Origin of the sequence: Pseudomonas sp. EL_65y_Pfl1_R83, from assembly GCF_963970695.1 — a bacterium.
Lineage (GTDB): Bacteria > Pseudomonadota > Gammaproteobacteria > Pseudomonadales > Pseudomonadaceae > Aquipseudomonas > Aquipseudomonas tritici.
Map to the genome: position 1 here is coordinate 1 of NZ_CAXAQI010000024.1, position 18,870 is coordinate 18,870.

An 18,870-nucleotide genomic window follows, 5' to 3' on the forward strand; every position below is an offset into this window, starting at 1 on the left:
AGAAAGAAGCCGTGATCGGCAGATGCGCGCCTTGGAACGCAAGGCACGCAAACTGGGATTGCAGCTGGTTAAAGCGGCTTAAATTTTAAGAGCAAAAACAATGAGTTAATTTTTGTTTGATAAGAGCAGGCTTGCCTGCTGCCACATGTTTGTCCGGCGTTTACAGCTGGCCGTCGATGTCGATGACGGCGCCGGTCAGAAAGCCGTTCTCCATGGCCACTACATACCCCGCCGCCACTTCTTCGGCCTGCCCTACCCGGCCGACCGGCAACCCACCGCCCGCCTTGGCAAACATGGCCAGACGCTGGTCTTCAGCCTCGTGGCACTGCCGGTGGTGCCCGATCACCACCGCATCCCCTGTGCCAGCCCGGATTACCTGGCACGCCACGGCACGCCCGGAACACCGGCCGATCTGGCGCAACACAACACGCTGCGCTACATGCGTCAGGGCCGGGCCAACAGTACCTGGTACTTTCGCCAGGGTGCGCTGCTTCAGGAGGTCGAGGTCACGGGCGATTACTTGAGCGATGACGGCGAAATCGTCCGGCGCTGGGCGTTGGCCGGTCACGGCATCGCCTACAAAGCCAATCTGGATATTGCCCGCGACATCAAAGCTAGTCGGCTGGTGCCCTTGCTGCCTGATTGGCAAGGCGAACCGACGCCGTTCAACCTGATGTGCCCCCACCGCCTGCAAGTATCGGAACGTGTGAAGGTACTGCATCGTTTTTTACATGTGCGTTGTCAGGCCTTGCTGAGCACATGAAGAAACGCGTAGAGGGCTTGTCCCAGAGCCTTTGAGTCTGGTATTGCAGGGGGCACGTTTCCCGACTTGAGGAGTCACCCATGATTTACCGCACATTGGGCCAATCCGGTTTGAAGGTCAGCGCCTTGACCCTGGGCACCATGATGTTTGGCGAACAGACCAACACCGAAGACTCGCTGCGCATCATCGACAAGGCCTGGGACCAGGGCATCAATTTTATTGACACGGCGGACGTCTACACGGGCGGACGCTCCGAGGAAATCGTCGGCGAAGCTATCACCCGGCAACGTCAAGACTGGATCGTGGCGTCCAAAGTCGGGTTCGGCCCGCCGGACGGCCTTCCCAACCGCAGCGGCCTGAGTCGCAAGCACATTTTCAACGCACTGGAAGCCAGCCTCACGCGCCTGGACACTGATTACCTCGACATCTATTACCTGCACCGCGAGGACCACAACACGCCGCTGGACGTGACGGTGTCGGCGATAGGCGACCTGATCCGCCAGGGCAAGGTCCGTTACTGGGGCTTGTCCAACTATCGGGGCTGGCGCATTGCCGAAGTGATTCGCGTGGCCGAACGCCTGGGCGTGGACAAACCCGTGATCAGCCAGCCGCTGTACAACATCGTCAACCGCCAGGCCGAAGTCGAGCAGATCACCGCCGCGGCGGCCTACGGTTTGGGCGTGGTGCCTTATAGCCCACTGGCGCGGGGCGTGCTCAGCGGCAAATATGCCCCGGACGTGGCCCCCGAAGTCGGCAGCCGCGCGGCGCGCCAGGACAAACGCATCCTGGAAACAGAATGGCGCGTGGAGTCCCTGCGCATCGCCCAGCAGATCCAGCAATACACCCAAGGGCGCGGCGTCGGGATTATCGAGTTTGCAATTGCCTGGGTGTTGAACAACTCGGCGGTGAGTTCGGCGATTGTCGGGCCACGCACCGAGGCGCAGTGGGATGCCTACATAGGCGCCCTGGATGTGAAGATCACGGCGGAAGATGAAGCGTTCATTGATTCGCTGGTGACGCCGGGGCATTCGTCCACCCCCGGCTTTAATGATGTGGGGCACTTCGTCTCGGGCCGAGCAGCGCGCGCTTAGGCTATTGAGCCTTTTTGTGGTGAGCACAAGATCAAATGTTGGAGCTGTCGAGCTTTAGCGAGGCTGCGATGCAGGCGCTGCGGTTCATCAGGCACATCGAGGTGATCCCTTCGCTGCCCCGCTAAAGCTCGACAGCTCCCACATTCCACCTGCTTCGCCTGCAAGACCGGGCTCAATTTATGGGCCGCCGCGAGAAATTTTCCTGAAAACCGCCCCAAAACAGAGCAACCCTCTCCCGCCAAAAGCACCATAATCTCCCTCCTGAAATCCCCCCTCTTGTGTATCAATGGTTTTCGCGAGGACAGTGTGTCTAAAGGTGTTGTGTTATCGGTCTTGGCCTCGGTGTTGTTTGCCGTGATGTATTACTTCACATCATTGCTGACCCCCTTGAGCGGCCTGGAAATTTTCGGCTGGCGCATGTTGCTCACCGTGCCCTGCATGACGGTATTCATGATCGTCAGCGGCGAATGGCGACGGGTGTGGGAGTTGGTGCGGATGTTGGCGGACCGGCCGCGCTTGATTGCCGGTGTGTTGGTGTCTTCGGCCTTGCTGGGCGTGCAGTTGTGGCTGTTCATGTGGGCGCCGTTGAACGGGCGCAGCCTGGATGTGTCGGTGGGTTACTTCCTGTTGCCACTCACCATGGTGCTGACCGGCCGCCTGGTGTGGGGCGAGCAGCTTTCGTACTTGCAGCGGGTCGCGGTATTTTTTGCAGGCCTTGGGGTGCTCAACGAGTTGTACCAGGCCGGTGGTTTCTCTTGGGCAACGTTGGTGGTGGTCATCGGCTACCCGGTGTACTTCGTCGTGCGCAAATACCTTAAGACCGATCATCTGGGTGGGCTCTGGCTGGATATGGCGCTGATGCTGCCGGTGGCCTGGTGGTTTGTGCAGAGTGGCGAGCAAGGTTTTGCGGTGTTGGATGCCTACCCGAAGTTGTACGCGTTGATTCCACTGCTGGGGCTGATCAGTGCGTCGGCGCTGGTGAGCTACATCATCGCCAGTCGTTTGCTGGCGTTCAGCCTGTTCGGGCTGCTCAGCTACGTAGAGCCGGTACTGTTGCTCGGTGTGGCGCTGATCTTGGGCGAAGGGATCAAGGGCGGCGAATGGCTGACCTACATTCCGATCTGGCTGGCGGTGATGGTGCTGGTGTTTGAAGGGTTCAAGCACTTGGTACGTCATCGCAGAGCCTGATTGGCAGGCATTAAAAAGCCCGGCCGAGGTTGTCCTCGGCCGGGCTTTTTTACACTTAGTCGGCGGTCAACACACCACGGCGTACTTGGTCGCGCTCGATCGACTCGAACAACGCCTTGAAGTTGCCCTCGCCAAACCCATCGTCGCCCTTGCGCTGGATGAATTCGAAGAACACCGGTCCCATCAGGGTTTCCGAGAAAATCTGCAGCAGCAGGCGCTTATCGCCCTCAACCGAAGAACCATCGAGCAGGATGCCGCGTGCTTGCAGTTGATCCACTGGCTCGCCGTGGTTCGGCAAGCGGCCTTCAAGCATTTCGTAGTAAGTGTCCGGCGGCGCGGTCATGAAGCGCATGCCGATCTTCTTCAATGCGTCCCAGGTCTTGACCAGGTCGTCAGAGAGGAACGCCACGTGCTGGATGCCTTCGCCATTGAACTGCATCAGGAACTCTTCGATCTGCCCGGCCCCCTTGGACGACTCTTCGTTCAGCGGGATGCGGATCATGCCGTCCGGCGCGCTCATGGCCTTGGAGGTCAGGCCGGTGTATTCGCCCTTGATGTCGAAGTAGCGCGCTTCACGGAAGTTGAACAGTTTCTCGTAGAAGTTGGCCCAGTAGGCCATGCGCCCGCGATAAACGTTGTGGGTCAGGTGGTCGATGACCTTGAGACCGGCGCCTTGCGGGTTACGCTCAACACCGTCGAGAAACACAAAGTCGATGTCATAGATCGAGCTGCCTTCGCCGAAACGGTCGATGAGGTACAGCGGCGCGCCGCCAATGCCTTTGATCGCCGGCAGGTTCAATTCCATCGGGCCGGTTTCGATATGAATCGGCTGCGCCCCCAGCTCAAGCGCGCGGTTATAGGCCTGTTGCGAGTCCTTGACGCGGAACGCCATGCCGCACACCGACGGGCCGTGCTCGGCCGCAAAGTACGAGGCAATGCTGTTGGGTTCGTTGTTGAGGATCAGGTTGATCTCGCCCTGGCGGTACAGGTGCACGTTCTTGGAACGGTGGGTCGCGACTTTGCTGAAGCCCATGATCTCGAAGATCGGCTCCAGGGTGCCTGGCGTCGGCGACGCGAATTCGATGAATTCAAAGCCCATCAGGCCCATTGGGTTTTCGTATAGATCTGCCATGATTTGGCGCCTCATCATTCTTGTTTAGTGACGGTTTCAATTGCCAGCAAGGATGAGAGGCACGGGCGGCGCACAGGAGAGGCCTCGCACACTGCGGGCGAGGAAATCACCAAAGATGAGGGGGGAGCCGAGTAGCTTCATGGTGTCATCAGTCTCTGACGGCCGAGGCTTGCGTGAGCGCAAGTCATATTCTTGTATGCGTAAATCGATTCTACACAGCGTAACCGTATTTGTCCGTACTCTTATCAAATCCCCAACGCCCTGGCACGTGCAAGGGGTTTATTGCACAGATAGATGCCCAGCAGGATCACCGTACCACCGGCCAGCATCGGCGCAGTCAATGGCTCGCCCAGCAGCAAAGCGCCAGAGATCACGGCTGTCAGCGGGTTAAGCGCGATAAATACGCCGGAACGTGTCGCGCCGATTTGGCGGATGCCATCGTAATAGCCGATATAGGCCAGCGCCGAACCCAGCACGCCCAGGTACGCCAGGCTCAGTACTTGCGGGGCATGCAGGCTGCCAATCGCCTCGACCGAGACGCGGCCCATGATCAGCGTGGTCGCGGTGAGCATCAGGGTGCCCAACAGTATCGACCACGTCACCGTCTGTAGCGGCCCGAGGCTCTGGTTCAACCCTCGGGAAAACAGCGAGTAGACGCCCCACCCCACTACGCACCCGAAGATCAGCAAATCCCCGCGCCAAGTGTTGTTCGCTTCGCTCAGCACGTGAGGATTGCGACTGACGATGACCAGGGCGGCGCCCGTCAGGCATAACGCGATACCCAGGATTTTGCGGGTGTTCAGGCGATCCTTGAATAACCACCAGGACGCCAGGCCGATCACCGCCGGGTTCAACGCCACGATCAATGAAGCCCGCGACGCATTGATGTAGTGCAACCCGTAGAAGAAACACACGTTGTAGAAAAAGATACCGAAAAAACCCAGCATCACCAGTTGTCCCATCTGCCTTGGGCTTGGATGGGCCAATGGGATGCGCGCAAATCCCATGAACACCAGCAATGCCAGGCTGGCCAGCAGAAACCGCAGGCTGGCCGCCAGTAGAGGGTCGACCGCCGCGCCCAGGTAGCGACCGGCCACGAAGGTACCGCCCCAAATCATGGTGACGGCAGCGAGCTTCATATAAGTGATGCGATCCGGGGGTAAATGCACAGGCTGAGGCTCTAATGGCTTGAGGGTTGGCCCATTCTTCTGGTAATACATCATCATCGTAAAATGAGTAATTACTCATGACCCTGACCCAACTCGAAATATTCTCCCAGGTGGCCGAGCTGCAAGGCTTTACCAGCGCGGCCCACCGACTGGGTATCAGCCAGTCGGCGGTGTCCCATGCAATCAAGGGCCTGGAACAGGAACTGGGTGTGGCGTTGTTCAGACGTCACCAGGCTCAGGTGGAACTCAGTGATATTGGCGCGCAATTGCTCGGACGCGCCCGGGCAATGCTTGGTCTGGCGAACACCTTGCAACAGGAAGCGGCGGATGCGCGGGGCATGAAACGCGGGACGCTGCGCATCGGTTCCTTTGGACCGACGGCCTCGAATCACCTGTTGCCGAAGATCCTCAGCCAGTTCCGCCTGGCGTACCCAGGCATTGAAGTGCATGTGGACGAAGGGCCGGACAGGCAGGTTATCCAATGGCTCGACGAGCGCCGTATCGATATTGGCTTTGTGGTGCTGGAACAGGAACGCTTTGATACCTTCGCCCTGTTCGAGGACCAGATGGTTGCGCTGCTGCCCGCCGACCATCATCTGGCCGCGTGCGAACAGGTTAGCCTCAAGGACTTGTGCAACGAACCGTTCGCCCTGACTGAGGCCGGCTCCACTGAAATGGTGGTGCGGCTGTTCAACGAGGCGCGGCTGACGCCAAACGTGCGCTATCGCTGCTCACAGTTGCTGAGCACGCTGGAAACCGTCAGCCGGGGTGAGGCCGTGAGCGTGGTGGCACAAGCCTCCTTGCCGAAGGGGTGCGACCAGCGTTATGTGCAGTGCGCGCTGTCACCGCGTGTGCCACGCCACGTGGGCCTGGCGGTACTGGACCGGCGCCAGTCTTCCCCCGCAACCCTCGCCTTTATCCGCATTGCCCAAGGCCTGGAACTGTAGCGCTGGCTACTGGCCAAATGGCTAGGCACCACGAGCTTATTTGGGCCAAGCCAACTATCATCGACTGAATCTGACCCAGGCAACAGGCCGTTCACTTCATGCCCCTGACCGTTAACGGCCCGCGAAAACGCGCCACGCGTTACTTGATCACGTCCTTGAGTGCCTTGCTGCCGATTGCACTCGGGGTGGTCATCCTGCACTGGCAAGCCGAACGCACCCTGCAGCAAAGCACCGCCCAGACAGCCCAGGAAGCCCTGCGCCAATTCGACTTGATGCTCGATAACACCGCACTCGCCGCCCAGGCCTTGCTGCCTTTGGCGGGGCAACCTTGTGACAGCAGTACGCAGTTGGCCCTGCGCGAACAGGTCACGCGTCGGCCGTTTGTGCGCGCGACCACCTTGTCCTGGCAGAAAAATATCTATTGCAGCTCGCTGTTTGGCGATAAATACGCGTCACCGGTCAATCCGGATGACTACGTCGACGGCCGCTTATGGCTGATGAATGGCAACCCGGTGACGCCGAATACCGCTCTACTGGTTTACCGGTTGGTCGACGGCGACAAGGCCGCTTTTGCGTCGATTGATGGCTATCACCTGACCAACGCTCTGCGCTTGATCAGCCGTTACGCCTACCTGGTCCTGCAAGTTGGCCCGAATTGGCTAGGGGCTGATGGCAAGGTGCATAACACCGCCATACCCTTTTTTGCGGTGGCGCATCATGAATTGGTATCCGATCGCTATCACTACCGCGTCACCGCTGGCATGCCGACAGGTGAAGTGTGGCGGTACATGCAGGCCCGGTATGCGGCCTTGTTCAGCCTGGTGGTGTTCTTTGGCGTGCTGGCGGGCGCATTGGCGCATTGGCTGCAAAAGCGCTCTTCAGCGCCGACCCAGGAACTGCAACGGGCGCTGGGCGCCAATGAATTCATTCCGTATTTCCAGCCAGTGGTGCGCGGTGATACGCGCGAGTGGGCCGGCTGCGAAGTGTTGATGCGCTGGCAACACCCTAAGGAAGGCCTGGTGCGTCCTGACCTGTTCATCCCCCTGGCCGAGCATTCGGGCCTGATTGTGCCGATGACCCGCGCCCTGTTGCGTCAGACCGCCGCGCAACTGGCGCCGCAGGCCGCGCGCTTCACCCCTGGCTTTCATATCGGCGTAAATATCACCTCACGCCATTGCCAGGACCTGGCACTGGTGGATGACTGTCGGGAGTTTCTCGCCGCGTTCCCCGTGGGCCAGGTAACGCTGGTGCTCGAACTGACCGAACGTGAGTTGATCGAGCCCAGCGATATCACGCGGCGCTTGTTCGACGCGCTGCATGAACTGGGCGTGATGATTGCCATCGACGACTTTGGCACCGGTCATTCCAGCCTGGGTTACTTGCGCAACTTCAATGTGGACTACTTGAAGATCGACCAGAGTTTTGTCGCCATGATCGGCGCCGATGCACTATCACGGCATATTCTGGACAGCATCATAGAACTGTCTGGCAAGCTCGACTTGGGCATCGTTGCGGAGGGTGTGGAAACCGCTGAACAGCGTGATTATCTAGCCACTCAAGGTGTGGATTTCCTGCAGGGCTATCTGTTCGGAAGGCCTTTGCCCTGCGATGAATTTATTAAATCCCTGGCCAGCCATTGAATAGCCGCACACGCGATGCTCTGAAATAATGTTATTTAGACAAAAGACATGATTTACTCGCAGCGGATTAACTACTACAATTTTTCCTGCCTGTGCAGAACTCGCAGGACGACTTCTTTCTTGGGTCGCCTTAAAGCGCTTGGCTTATAGCTTTGTCTGCAGTTGATATCAGCCAACAACATTATTGGAGTACAGATTTTGTCCAGACTCGCCGAATTTCGCGCAGCAGAAAAAGCCCTTCAAGAGCAGCTTGCCCAGCTGGAATCCCTGAAGAACGACGCCGGCCTGAAGAAAGAAATCGAATTCGAAGAAAAGCTTCAAGCCCTGATGAAGAGCTATGGCAAAGGCCTGCGAGACATCATTTCCATCCTTGATCCAAACCCTGGCAAGTCCAGCGCTGCTGCCGCTACCGCACCAAAACAGCGCCGTGCACGCGTGGTCAAGGTTTACCAGAACCCGCACACCGGTGAGCTGATCGAAACCAAAGGCGGCAACCACCGTGGCCTCAAGGCCTGGAAAGAACAGTACGGCGCCACCACTGTAGATTCCTGGCTGCGCGGCTGATCACACCGCACTAACAAAGAGCCCCGCTTATGCGGGGCTTTTTTATTTCAGCGGCTCGAAACCGAACTTAAATAACGTTTCATCATGTTCATGATCGATGGGCATTACATACTTAAAGTTTCAGGCTATCGCGCACCGAACTGACTTCGTCCTTGCTTGCTTCGTATGCTTCGGCCTGCCCCGCGTATGAAAAAACATACGCCTTATCGGCATCAACCGCGCCGACCAATGTTTGCGAAAGCACGTGACGCCCGTTTTCGGTTATCACACAAGTAGTTTCCAGCGCTTCCAGACGGCTCAATGTTGTAGGGCGCATCTTGCTGCATACACTTTGATAACCGCCCTTGGCAAAATCTTTCTGAATCGACTTGCGCATCTCCAGCAGTACACCTTGAAGATTAACAGTGTGCCCCGCGTCAATCGGTGTGCCGGTCAACTCCATGACCATCAAGGTCGCGCCATTTTCATCGTTCTTGATCGCCCGTTGCCGAGAGACAGGCCGAGGTTTACCGGGCGTGTCGCCATCGTGCGTCACCTCTTCGATTTGCCAGCCGCTGGGCCAATGGACCTCAGGGTCGGCCGCCAGTACGAAAGGACTGCCCAACAGCAAACACACAGCGCTCAACAACGGTTTACGAAGTTCGATCATTGCGAAAAACACCCAAGGTTCAAGCGCCAAAGTTTGAGCCCCAGCCCCACTGGTCGCAAGGCCTGCGTGGCCTTTTTCATTTGGCGCGCGGCGCAGGCCTTGCGTATCATGGCCTGGCTGCACGGATGCCAGCCGCAAGCCAAGGACCTGCTCACATCTTAGAGCCGCGTTTGCCCCATTTTTTCTGGAGGGCCCATGAGCCTGCACGAACTGAACACTTTCCCGGGCGTCACTGCCCAACCTGACACCGCCACCACGAACTTTGTGTTCAACCACACCATGCTGCGGGTCAAGGACATCACCAAGTCGCTGGACTTCTACACGCGCGTCCTGGGCTTTTCGCTGGTTGAGAAACGCGACTTCCCGGAAGCCGAGTTCAGCCTGTATTTCCTGGCCCTGGTGGACAAATCCCAGATCCCGGCCGACGCTGCCGAACGTACCCAGTGGATGAAGTCGATCCCAGGTATCCTGGAGCTGACTCACAACCACGGCACCGAAAACGACGCCGACTTCGCCTACCACAACGGCAACACCGACCCGCGTGGCTTTGGCCACATCTGCATCTCGGTACCGGATATCGTCGCGGCCTGTGAGCGTTTCGAAGCCCTGGGCTGTGACTTCCAGAAGCGCCTGAGCGATGGTCGCATGAAAAGCCTAGCGCTCATCAAGGACCCTGACGCTTACTGGGTTGAGATCATTCAGCCAGCACCGATGTAAACGAAAAAACCCCATGATGGCTCATGGGGTTTTTCATTTTCGGGCTGGAATTTACGCTGGCGCAGAGGTACGAATCAGGTGATCGAAAGCACTCAGCGAAGCTTTGGCGCCCTCGCCCACTGCAATCACGATCTGCTTGTAGGGCACAGTCGTTACGTCGCCGGCAGCAAACACACCTGGCAATGAAGTCTCTCCACGCGCATCGACGATGATCTCACCGCGGGGGGTCAGCTCTACGGTGCCTTTGAGCCAGTCGGTGTTGGGCAGCAAACCGATCTGTACGAAGATACCTTCGAGGTCGATAGTCTTGAACTCGCCGCTGTCGCGATCCTTGTACGCCAAACCGGTGACTTTCTGGCCATCGCCTTTCACTTCACTGGTCAGTGCACTGGTGATCACGTCAACGTTCGGCAGGCTGTAAAGCTTGCGCTGCAATACAGCGTCGGCGCGCAACTTGCTGTCGAACTCAAGCAAGGTCACGTGGCTGACGATCCCGGCCAGGTCGATGGCCGCTTCAACGCCGGAGTTACCGCCGCCGATCACTGCCACACGCTTGCCCTTGAACAACGGACCATCGCAGTGCGGGCAGAAACACACGCCTTTAGCCTTGTATTCCTGCTCACCCGGCACACCCATTTCGCGCCAGCGAGCACCGGTGGCCAGGATCACGGTTTTGGACTTGAGGGTCGCACCGCTTTCGAAGCGAATCTCATGCAACTCACCGGCGTTTTTCGCAGGGATCAGGCTGCTGGCACGCTGCAGGTTCATGATGTCCACGTCGTACTGACGGACATGGGCTTCAAGCGCACTGGCCAGTTTCGGGCCTTCGGTTTCCTGTACCGAGATAAAGTTCTCGATGGACATGGTGTCCAGTACCTGCCCACCAAAACGCTCAGCCGCCACGCCGGTACGAATGCCTTTACGTGCGGCGTAGATCGCAGCCGCAGAACCGGCCGGGCCACCGCCGACAACAAGGACATCAAAGGCGTCTTTGGCGCTGATTTGCTCGGCGGCTTTTTCGATACCGCTGGTGTCGAGCTTGGCGAGAATCTCTTCCAGGCCCATGCGGCCCTGGCCGAAGTTCACACCATTGAGGTACACGCTCGGCACTGCCATAACCTGGCGTTCGTCGACTTCAGCCTGGAACAACGCCCCGTCGATAGCGACGTGGCGGATGTTCGGGTTAAGCACAGCCATCAGGTTCAGCGCCTGGACCACGTCCGGGCAGTTTTGGCACGACAGCGAGAAGTAAGTTTCGAAGCTGAACTCGCCTTTAAGGGCGCGAATCTGTTCAATCACTTCGACACTGGCCTTCGACGGGTGGCCACCGACTTGCAGCAGGGCCAACACCAACGAAGTGAATTCATGGCCCATGGGGATACCGGCGAAACGCAGGCTGATCTCGGCACCCGGGCGGTTGATGGAGAACGAAGGCTTACGCGCATCATCGCCATCGGTTTTCAGGGTAATCAGCGTAGTGAGGCTGACGACGTCCTGTAGAAGAGCAAGCATTTCCTGGGATTTCGCGCCGTCGTCGAGGGAGGCAACGATCTCGATCGGCTGGGTAACCCGCTCCAGGTATGACTTCAACTGAGCTTTAAGATTGGCGTCCAACATACGGGCGATTTCCTTGAATTCTGGGTATAAAAAAACGCCCGAGCGAATCTCGCCCGGGCGTTTTTGAGGGCGGTTGCAGCTTACTGGGTAGGTGCGGAATACCGCCCTTGATGCTTCACAGACTTAGATCTTGCCGACCAGGTCCAGGGACGGAGCCAGAGTGGCCTCGCCTTCTTTCCACTTGGCTGGGCACACTTCGCCCGGGTGGGCAGCCACGTACTGAGCGGCTTTGATTTTGCGCAGCAGCTCGGAAGCATCACGGCCAACACCACCGTCGTTCAGTTCAACGATCTTGATCTGACCTTCTGGGTTGATCACGAACGTACCGCGGTCTGCCAGGCCAGCTTCTTCGATCAGTACGTCGAAGTTGCGGGAGATGGTCAGGGTTGGGTCGCCGATCATGGTGTACTGGATTTTGCCGATGGCTGGCGAGGTGTTGTGCCAGGCAGCATGGGCAAAGTGGGTGTCGGTGGAAACGCTGTAGATCTCAACGCCCAGCTTTTGGAATTCGGCGTAGTTGTCAGCCAGGTCTTCCAGCTCGGTTGGGCAAACGAAGGTGAAGTCGGCTGGGTAGAAGAACACAACGGACCATTTGCCTTTCAGGTCAGCGTCGGTCACATCGACGAAGCTGCCGTTTTTGTAGGCGGTCGCTTTGAACGGTTTTACTTGGCTGTTGATGATAGGCATCGTTGACTCTCCGTCAGGGTTTGTAGAAGGGCTTAGTAAGTTGATGAGGTGAATCCTACCGACTCTCTCTGACGATGGCTCATTGGCAAACCTCATGCTGACGATTGGTTTTCCCTATCAGGTGACTGTATTAATAGAAGAAATCTCAAAGCAGCGGTTGTGTCGCCAAGGTCATGCCAAGAAAGGGCGTCGCTTCAACATAGCGCATGGCAGATTTCATGTCGCTCCAGCCGACGTAACTCATCAACGACTTCAAATCCCAACCACTGCGATGCGCCCACGTGGCAAAGCCTCGGCGTAATGAGTGGCTGGTGTATTGCTCGGCGGGGATGCCGGCGCGCTCCAGCGCCTGGCGCAACAATGGAATCACGCTGTTGGGGTGCACCCCCTCCGCCCCCAGGTTGCCCCAGCGATCAATGCCGCGAAACACCGGGCCACGGACCAGGGCCGAGGCGCTGAGCCATTCACTGTAGGCTTGCACTGGGCACAAACGCAGCAGCGCCGGGGTGTGATAGGTCTTGCCAAGGTTGTCGCGGTCGCTTTTGCTGCGCGGTAGATAAAGGCTAATGCCGGCACCGGGTGTAGCCTGCACATGCTCGATATCGAGGCGACACAGCTCATCGCTGCGAAAGCCCCGCCAGAAACCCAACAGGATCAGCGCAGTGTCGCGCTTGGCACGCAGCAACCGGGGCTGATCCTGTGCCTGGGCTGCCTCTTTCGCGTCGACCTCAAGAGATGCAACCACCTGTTCCAAATGCTTGAGCTGCAACGGCTCGGCTTGTTTCTCCTGCGCCGGGTGCACGGCACGAATGCCCTTGAGCACCTTGCGCACTACTGGCGCTTTAGTTGGGTCGGGAAACCCCTGGCTCGTATGCCATTGCGCCAATGCCGACAGGCGCAGCTTCAAGGTGTTGACGGCCAACACGCCTGCGTGAGCGACCAGGTAGCGCGCCACGCTGTCGCTGGTCGCAGGCAGGAACCCGCCCCAACTCACTTCGAAGTGCTCGATGGCTGCGCGATAACTGCGTCGGGTGTTGTCGCGGGTGGCGGCGTTGAGATAACGATCGAGATCGCTCATAGAAGGCCTATTCGTACTGCTGACAGGTGGATTCGCGATTAAAAAGCTAATGACACGGGATAATACGCCAATATCCCATCTGTTAACTCATGATTTTCAACACGTTTTAATGCATGATATAGTACGTAAATACATACTACGTACCACAGTACTAAATCGACGGAGACCCCATGGCTCGCGGCGGCATCAATAAAGCAGTAGTTCAAACAGCACGCCTGGCGCTCCTCGCCCGCGGCGAAAACCCCAGCATCGACGCCGTACGCATCGAAATGGGCAACACGGGCTCTAAAACCACGATTCATCGGTATTTAAAGGAGTTGGACGAAAGCGAAACCCGCCTCACCATCACCGAAGCGCCGATAGACGACGAGCTTGGCGAACTGGTGGCGCGGTTGGCTCAACGCCTGAAGGAGAAAGCCCAGGAGCCTATCGACCTGGCCCTGGCGCAATTCGAGCAGCAGAAAGCCGCTCTGCTCGCTCAGATCGAAGCCCTCAAGGAGGCTCACAGTCAACTCAAGCAACAATTCGATATCCAATCCGCGGCCCTGGCAGAAGAAAGCGCAGCGCTGCAAACGGCCAGCACCAGCCTGCAGACGGAGCAAACCCGTAACGCCGGGCTGAGCCAGGCGTGCAGCGATTACGCGCTACGGATTAACGACAAGGAAGAACAGATTCGTTCGCTGGAAGAAAAGCACCTGCACGCCCGCGACGCCCTCGAGCACTACCGCAATGCGATCAAGGAACAGCGCGAACAGGAACAGCGCCGCCACGAAGGGCAACTGCAACAGGCACAAGCCGAATTGCGCCAGGCCCAGCAGAGCGCAATGGTGCGCCAGGATGAGATCACCCAGCTGCATCGCGACAATGAGCGGTTGTTGATCGAACATCGCGCAACCGCGAAGGAGCTGGCTGCGCTGCAGGAGCAATTGCGCAAGGATCAGGCCCAGCAGCTCAAGCTGAGCGAACAGGTAAGCTTGATTGAAAGCGAGCGCACCCTGCTTCAGGAGCGCCTACGGGTTGCCGTGCTGGAGAGCCAGTCACGCCAAGAAGCGCTGACCGAACACCAGCACACCAACAAAACCCTGGAACTGGACCTGATCAAGGCTCAAGCAAGCATTGAGGCGTTGCGCCTGGCCGCCGCCATTGCAACGGCGCCAGAGGCAACACCCGACGCTTGATCAGCTCGCCACAGGCGTGCGCATGGTGACGAACTCTTCCGCCGCCGTGGGATGCACGCCGATGGTCTCATCAAAATGTTGCTTGGTCGCGCCCGCCTTGAGCGCAATCGCCAGCCCCTGGACGATCTCGCCAGCATCCGGGCCGACCATGTGACAACCCAGTACCTTGTCGGTGTCGGCGTCGACCACTAACTTCATCAGGGTCTTTTCCTGACATTCGGTCAGGGTCAACTTCATCGGCCGGAAACGGCTTTCGAAGACCTGCACCTTATGGCCCTTCTCTTTCGCTTCTTCTTCGCTCAGCCCAACCGTGCCGATATTTGGCAGGCTGAATACCGCGGTCGGGATCATTGCGTAATCAACCGGACGATATTGCTCAAGCTTGAACAGACGGCGCGCCACGGCCATGCCTTCGGCGAGGGCAACCGGTGTCAGTTGCACGCGCCCGATCACGTCGCCGATGGCCAGGATCGAGGCTTCGGCGGTCTGGTACAGATCATCCACTTCAACGAAACCGCGCTTGTCGAGTTTGACTCCTGTGTTCTCCAGCCCCAGATTGTCCAGCATCGGACGGCGACCCGTGGCGTAAAACACGCAATCAGCCTCCAGCACGCGACCGTCCTTTAACGTGGCTTTGAGGCTGCCATCCGGCTGTTTGTCGATGCGCGCGATGTCGGCATTGAATTGCAGGTCCAGGCCGCGCTTGGTCAACTCTTCCTTCAGGTGCGTGCGCACCGAACCGTCGAAGCCGCGCAGGAACAGGTCACCGCGATACAGTAACGAGGTCTGGGCGCCCAGTCCGTGGAAAATCCCGGCGAATTCAACCGCGATATAACCGCCGCCAACCACCAGCACGCGCTTGGGTAACGCCTTGAGGAAGAACGCCTCATTGGAGCCAATCGCGTGTTCACGCCCTGGAATCTCAGGAATCTGCGGCCAGCCACCGGTGGCGATCAGAATATGTTTGGCGGTAAAGCGCTCACCGTTGATTTCCACCTGATGCGGATCAACCAAGCGTGCATGCCCCTCATGCAGGGTTACGCCGCTGTTGACCAGCAGGTTTCGGTAGATGCCATTCAGACGGTTGATCTCACGGTCTTTATTGGCGATCAGGGTCGCCCAATCAAAGTTCGCCTCCCCCAAGGACCAGCCAAACCCGCTGGCCTGCTCGAAATCTTCGGCAAAATGTGCGCCGTACACCAACAGTTTTTTCGGCACGCAGCCGACGTTGACGCAGGTACCACCCAGGTAGCGGCTTTCCGCCACGGCCACCTTGGCACCAAAACCAGCGGCAAAACGCGCTGCGCGAACACCGCCGGAACCGGCGCCAATTACATACAGGTCAAAATCGTAGGCCATTTCACTCTCCTCGGCAGGACATCAGCATACCGACTTAGATGGGGCTGAAAAACGAAAAAGCCACCCGAAGGTGGCTTTCTCTTACAACAGGCGGGCTAACGTGGATCAGTAAGCCTTGCCGGTCTTGTAGAAGTGCTCGAAGCAGAAGTTGGTGGCTTCGATGTAGCCTTCAGCACCACCGCAGTCAAAACGCTGGCCTTTGAACTTGTAGGCAATCACGCAACCATCTTTGGCTTGCTTCATCAGGGCGTCAGTGATCTGGATCTCGCCGCCTTTGCCTGGCTCGGTTTCTTCGATCAGTTTGAAGATGTCCGGCGTCAGGATGTAACGACCGATGATCGCCAGGTTGGACGGCGCATCTTCAGGGGCTGGCTTCTCGACCATGTCACGAACGCGGATCAGGCCGTCGCCAATGTCGTCACCGGCAATCACGCCGTATTTGTTGGTTTGCGATGGATCGACTTCCATGACCGCAACAATGGTGCAGCGGTATTTCTGGTACAGCTTGACCATCTGGGTCAGCACGCCGTCGCCGTCGAGGTTCACACACAGGTCATCCGCCAGTACCACAGCGAAAGGTTCGTCACCGATCAGTGGGCGGCCGGTCAGGATGGCGTGGCCGAGGCCTTTCATCTGAGTCTGACGGGTGTAGGAGAACGAGCACTCATCCAACAGTTTGCGAATGCCGACCAGGTATTTCTCTTTGTCGGTGCCTTTGATCTGGTTTTCCAGCTCGTAGCTGATGTCAAAGTGGTCTTCCAGCGCGCGCTTACCACGGCCGGTCACAATGGAGATTTCGTTCAGACCGGCATCCAGTGCCTCTTCGACGCCGTACTGAATCAGTGGCTTGTTCACCACCGGCAGCATCTCTTTGGGCATGGCCTTGGTCGCTGGCAAGAAGCGAGTGCCGTAACCGGCTGCTGGGAACAAGCATTTCTTGATCATATGGGTCCTTACAGAGGGCTGTGCGTACGGAATTCGGCGCAGTCTAATGAGGCCGCAGGCACCTTACAATGGGTCCTGCTGGCGTTGCGATGTCATCATAGAGAAAAAATGTCAGCGTAAGTTCCGCTGGTGTTGTGAAGAGCGCCACCACCGACACGGCAAAAAACGCTTGCACCTCAGAGTTTCTATGGGCTGCATCCTTTTTAGCATGCTTTTGCGATCAGAACACTGACCTAGAATAACTTGCCCGTCCCTGCGACATTTGGCGCTATCATTATGCCCTTGAACCACACCACGAGATTGATAGATGTCAGAACCAAAAGGCGTAAACGGCTACCTGATCACGCAGCGAGCGGACGGTTGGCACCTGATCAATTTCCACGGCGACAGCGTCGCCGGGGCCTTCGCCACCGAAAGCCAAGCGATTGCGGTAGCCGAAGTATTTGTAGATGAAGCGGGTCACGCGTCGAGCAAACGGCCGAAGGGCAAGTAAGTTCCGCTGCGCTGCGCATGAAGCCCCGTTGTACGGGGCTTTTTTGTGGGCGCCACTCTTTGGCGCCAACTGTAATTTCGGTCACGCAGTTACAGGGCGATACGGGACACTGCTGTATTTCGGAAAAATGTAGCCCTATTCTTACAGTCATTACAACAACTGGAAACGCCCGCCAAACTAAATGTAGTTTATTTCTTACAGACAATTATCGTTTTTTGGCAAATTGCCATATCCCTCTTACATATTTCGACATATCCAGGCTACGCAGCCAGAAGACTTAGACGACTTACTTTCTTCATTACAAGCCTGACAATTGCCTGAGTTCAAGCGTACTCCAGAGTAGCAATACAATTAGTTGGAAAATTAAGTTATTTCCCTGGTTGCAACTGGGTGCGCGACGAGCTGAGTTCCCTGCACGTTCTTTATATAAAAGAAGCGACGGTTCAATCCACGTCTGCCTGCAGGTTTCCTATATGACGTTGTTAACAGATGGGTCTTTGCTGATGAAAGTTGAAATGAAAACTGCGTTGCTGTCTATCGGCTTGCTGGTGGGTTCGATGTCCGCGGCTCAAGCAGCGGATGGAACGGTCACGTTCCTGGGTTCGGTTCACTCGGGGGCCTGCTCCATCAAGCCTGAGTCCGTGGATCAGACGGTTCACCTGGGAGCCATTGCAAAGCATCAATTGCAAACGAGTGGGAAATCCGAGCCCCGTTCTGTATTGATCGAACTTGAAGGCTGCGATCTCACCGGTCTTACCGACAATACGGTGACCACTACCTTCACGGCTGCGCCATCTGCTGTCGTTCCAGGTGCGATCGGCACCATCGGTGGCGCGGGCGGCATAGGCATCATGATGACACACGGCAGCCAACCCATTGAGCTGGGTGTGGCGACGACCCCGCAGGCGATTGTCGCCGGTGACAACACACTCCAGTTCGGTGCCTACGTACAAGGCGCGGCTACGGCCCCCATCATTCCGGGTGATTTCAGCGCGGTCACCAACTTCACCTTGGCTTATCAGTAAGTCTCTCCCCCGCCATTCAGGTGGCGGGGGAAGCTGACGGGAGATAACGGTGAAAACATTCATGCACCTCGCTATTACGTCTTCATTGGCAATGTTCATCAGCCCTGGCGCGTTCTCGCAGACGCCTGCGCAAGGCGATGGCGTGGTCACTCTAGGTGGTGAAGTCGTTGACTCAGCATGCGGGTTGGAGTTGGCCAGCGCCGATCAGTCCATCGATATGCCCGCCGAGCCAATCGGCCGGATTTTGCGCAATACGATCGGAGATCCACACCCGTTCCAGTTGCGGCTGGTCAATTGCTCGCTGAGTCGGCCGGACCCGCTGCGCCCAGGCGTCAGCCTGCCTGATTGGGAACATCTGCGGGTGACGTTTGACGGGGCTCGTGACCGAGAGGGCCGCTCTTTTGCCGCCTCAGGTTTTTCACAAGGGGTCGCTTTTCATATTTGGGATGCGGCGGGCCAGGAAAGTATTCCCGGTGAACCCATGGCGCTGGTACCGCTGACTGAAGGTGACATGACCGTTCATTACACGCTTCGCCTGGTCGGCAACGGGTTGCAACTTGTGCCAGGGGCTCACAGTGCCGCGGTGCGGTTCACGTTGGACTACTTTTGAACATTGATGGGTTGCTTT

Annotated in this window: 18 protein-coding genes and 2 pseudogenes; 11 read left to right on the top strand and 9 right to left on the bottom strand. The window is 57.7% G+C overall.

The window, feature by feature from the left end; genetic code table 11:
* Nucleotides 1-160 precede the first annotated feature (160 nt).
* Nucleotides 161-316: pseudogene (locus AACY08_RS25490) on the bottom strand (SDR family oxidoreductase); the annotation flags it as partial.
* On the opposite strand from AACY08_RS25490, the pseudogene AACY08_RS25495 reads away from it, so the two are divergent.
* The 3 genes and pseudogenes from AACY08_RS25495 to rarD all read left to right on the top strand — a co-directional run.
* Nucleotides 314-763, top strand: a pseudogene (locus tag AACY08_RS25495) (substrate binding domain-containing protein); the annotation flags it as partial. The pseudogenes AACY08_RS25490 and AACY08_RS25495 overlap by 3 nt on opposite strands.
* An 80-nt stretch (nt 764-843) precedes the next feature.
* Nucleotides 844-1,854, top strand: coding sequence for an aldo/keto reductase (locus AACY08_RS25500; protein WP_339471942.1), 1,011 nt, complete (start codon nt 844-846; stop codon nt 1,852-1,854).
* Nucleotides 1,855-2,160: 306 nt separating this feature from the next.
* The gene (rarD, locus tag AACY08_RS25505) at nt 2,161-3,042 is read left to right on the top strand and encodes an EamA family transporter RarD (RefSeq protein ID WP_339471943.1); all 882 of its coding nucleotides are present in this window, start codon (nt 2,161-2,163) and stop codon (nt 3,040-3,042) included.
* Nucleotides 3,043-3,097: 55 nt separating this feature from the next.
* Here the strand turns inward: rarD and hppD are convergent, their stop codons facing one another.
* The gene (gene hppD, locus AACY08_RS25510; protein WP_339471944.1) at nt 3,098-4,174 is read right to left on the bottom strand and encodes a 4-hydroxyphenylpyruvate dioxygenase; all 1,077 of its coding nucleotides are present in this window, start codon (nt 4,172-4,174) and stop codon (nt 3,098-3,100) included.
* A 245-nt stretch (nt 4,175-4,419) separates the two neighbouring features.
* The gene (locus tag AACY08_RS25515; protein ID WP_339471946.1) at nt 4,420-5,313 is read right to left on the bottom strand and encodes a DMT family transporter; all 894 of its coding nucleotides are present in this window, start codon (nt 5,311-5,313) and stop codon (nt 4,420-4,422) included.
* Nucleotides 5,314-5,420: 107 nt separating this feature from the next.
* On the opposite strand from AACY08_RS25515, the gene AACY08_RS25520 reads away from it, so the two are divergent.
* From AACY08_RS25520 to AACY08_RS25530, 3 genes are all read left to right on the top strand, one after another.
* Nucleotides 5,421-6,290: a LysR family transcriptional regulator gene (locus AACY08_RS25520; protein ID WP_339471948.1), complete on the top strand. Its 870-nt coding sequence runs from the start codon at nt 5,421-5,423 to the stop codon at nt 6,288-6,290.
* A gap of 98 nt (nt 6,291-6,388) precedes the next feature.
* Complete coding sequence (locus AACY08_RS25525; protein WP_339471949.1) at nt 6,389-7,930, top strand: EAL domain-containing protein; 1,542 nt, start codon at nt 6,389-6,391, stop codon at nt 7,928-7,930.
* 198 nt (nt 7,931-8,128) lie between these two features.
* A complete protein-coding gene (locus tag AACY08_RS25530; protein ID WP_339471950.1) occupies nt 8,129-8,494 on the top strand; it encodes a histone-like nucleoid-structuring protein, MvaT/MvaU family in 366 nt (121 codons plus the stop codon).
* A gap of 112 nt (nt 8,495-8,606) precedes the next feature.
* Here AACY08_RS25530 and AACY08_RS25535 read toward each other — a convergent pair whose 3' ends face one another.
* On the bottom strand, nt 8,607-9,143 hold the full coding sequence (locus AACY08_RS25535) for a DUF4946 domain-containing protein (protein ID WP_339471951.1): 537 nt from the start codon (nt 9,141-9,143) through the stop codon (nt 8,607-8,609).
* Between the two features lie 195 nt (nt 9,144-9,338).
* Between AACY08_RS25535 and gloA the strand changes: the two genes are divergently transcribed.
* Nucleotides 9,339-9,860 carry a lactoylglutathione lyase gene (gene gloA, locus AACY08_RS25540; protein ID WP_339471952.1) on the top strand — a complete coding sequence of 174 codons (522 nt, stop codon included), beginning with the start codon at nt 9,339-9,341 and terminating at the stop codon, nt 9,858-9,860.
* Nucleotides 9,861-9,911: 51 nt separating this feature from the next.
* Here gloA and ahpF read toward each other — a convergent pair whose 3' ends face one another.
* From ahpF to AACY08_RS25555, 3 genes are all read right to left on the bottom strand, one after another.
* Nucleotides 9,912-11,477: an alkyl hydroperoxide reductase subunit F gene (gene ahpF / locus AACY08_RS25545; RefSeq protein ID WP_339471953.1), complete on the bottom strand. Its 1,566-nt coding sequence runs from the start codon at nt 11,475-11,477 to the stop codon at nt 9,912-9,914.
* Between the two features lie 123 nt (nt 11,478-11,600).
* The gene (ahpC, locus tag AACY08_RS25550) at nt 11,601-12,164 is read right to left on the bottom strand and encodes an alkyl hydroperoxide reductase subunit C (RefSeq protein WP_339471954.1); all 564 of its coding nucleotides are present in this window, start codon (nt 12,162-12,164) and stop codon (nt 11,601-11,603) included.
* A gap of 145 nt (nt 12,165-12,309) precedes the next feature.
* The gene (locus AACY08_RS25555) at nt 12,310-13,242 is read right to left on the bottom strand and encodes a site-specific integrase (protein WP_339471956.1); all 933 of its coding nucleotides are present in this window, start codon (nt 13,240-13,242) and stop codon (nt 12,310-12,312) included.
* Nucleotides 13,243-13,412: 170 nt separating this feature from the next.
* On the opposite strand from AACY08_RS25555, the gene AACY08_RS25560 reads away from it, so the two are divergent.
* Nucleotides 13,413-14,420, top strand: coding sequence for a DNA-binding protein (locus AACY08_RS25560; protein WP_339471957.1), 1,008 nt, complete (start codon nt 13,413-13,415; stop codon nt 14,418-14,420).
* Here the strand turns inward: AACY08_RS25560 and gorA are convergent, their stop codons facing one another.
* Both gorA and galU read right to left on the bottom strand, forming a co-directional pair.
* The gene (gorA, locus tag AACY08_RS25565) at nt 14,421-15,779 is read right to left on the bottom strand and encodes a glutathione-disulfide reductase (RefSeq protein ID WP_339471958.1); all 1,359 of its coding nucleotides are present in this window, start codon (nt 15,777-15,779) and stop codon (nt 14,421-14,423) included.
* Between the two features lie 105 nt (nt 15,780-15,884).
* Nucleotides 15,885-16,724: a UTP--glucose-1-phosphate uridylyltransferase GalU gene (gene galU, locus AACY08_RS25570; protein ID WP_046068218.1), complete on the bottom strand. Its 840-nt coding sequence runs from the start codon at nt 16,722-16,724 to the stop codon at nt 15,885-15,887.
* 307 nt (nt 16,725-17,031) lie between these two features.
* On the opposite strand from galU, the gene AACY08_RS25575 reads away from it, so the two are divergent.
* From AACY08_RS25575 to AACY08_RS25585, 3 genes are all read left to right on the top strand, one after another.
* Entirely contained in the window at nt 17,032-17,217 is a 186-nt protein-coding gene (locus AACY08_RS25575) for a hypothetical protein (protein WP_049713265.1), read from the top strand.
* Nucleotides 17,218-17,732: 515 nt separating this feature from the next.
* Nucleotides 17,733-18,242 (top strand): fimbrial protein, encoded by a 510-nt coding sequence (locus tag AACY08_RS25580; RefSeq protein ID WP_339472016.1) that lies wholly within the window; start codon nt 17,733-17,735, stop codon nt 18,240-18,242.
* Nucleotides 18,243-18,291: 49 nt separating this feature from the next.
* Nucleotides 18,292-18,852 carry a fimbrial protein gene (locus AACY08_RS25585; RefSeq protein ID WP_339471959.1) on the top strand — a complete coding sequence of 187 codons (561 nt, stop codon included), beginning with the start codon at nt 18,292-18,294 and terminating at the stop codon, nt 18,850-18,852.
* Nucleotides 18,853-18,870: the final 18 nt, after the last annotated feature.

Excerpts from the sequence above, each read along its gene's own strand:
- AACY08_RS25555 (WP_339471956.1), bottom strand. The coding sequence starts at position 13,242 with ATGAGCGATCTCGATCGTTATCTCAACGCCGCCACCCGCGACAACACC.
- AACY08_RS25575 (WP_049713265.1), top strand. The coding sequence starts at position 17,032 with ATGTCAGAACCAAAAGGCGTAAACGGCTACCTGATCACGCAGCGAGCG.
- hppD (WP_339471944.1), bottom strand. The coding sequence starts at position 4,174 with ATGGCAGATCTATACGAAAACCCAATGGGCCTGATGGGCTTTGAATTC.
- AACY08_RS25580 (WP_339472016.1), top strand. The coding sequence starts at position 17,733 with ATGAAAACTGCGTTGCTGTCTATCGGCTTGCTGGTGGGTTCGATGTCC.
- AACY08_RS25500 (WP_339471942.1), top strand. The coding sequence starts at position 844 with ATGATTTACCGCACATTGGGCCAATCCGGTTTGAAGGTCAGCGCCTTG.
- AACY08_RS25515 (WP_339471946.1), bottom strand. The coding sequence starts at position 5,313 with ATGAAGCTCGCTGCCGTCACCATGATTTGGGGCGGTACCTTCGTGGCC.
- ahpF (WP_339471953.1), bottom strand. The coding sequence starts at position 11,477 with ATGTTGGACGCCAATCTTAAAGCTCAGTTGAAGTCATACCTGGAGCGG.
- gloA (WP_339471952.1), top strand. The coding sequence starts at position 9,339 with ATGAGCCTGCACGAACTGAACACTTTCCCGGGCGTCACTGCCCAACCT.
- AACY08_RS25520 (WP_339471948.1), top strand. The coding sequence starts at position 5,421 with ATGACCCTGACCCAACTCGAAATATTCTCCCAGGTGGCCGAGCTGCAA.
- AACY08_RS25525 (WP_339471949.1), top strand. The coding sequence starts at position 6,389 with ATGCCCCTGACCGTTAACGGCCCGCGAAAACGCGCCACGCGTTACTTG.
- AACY08_RS25535 (WP_339471951.1), bottom strand. The coding sequence starts at position 9,143 with ATGATCGAACTTCGTAAACCGTTGTTGAGCGCTGTGTGTTTGCTGTTG.
- gorA (WP_339471958.1), bottom strand. The coding sequence starts at position 15,779 with ATGGCCTACGATTTTGACCTGTATGTAATTGGCGCCGGTTCCGGCGGT.
- galU (WP_046068218.1), bottom strand. The coding sequence starts at position 16,724 with ATGATCAAGAAATGCTTGTTCCCAGCAGCCGGTTACGGCACTCGCTTC.
- AACY08_RS25560 (WP_339471957.1), top strand. The coding sequence starts at position 13,413 with ATGGCTCGCGGCGGCATCAATAAAGCAGTAGTTCAAACAGCACGCCTG.
- ahpC (WP_339471954.1), bottom strand. The coding sequence starts at position 12,164 with ATGCCTATCATCAACAGCCAAGTAAAACCGTTCAAAGCGACCGCCTAC.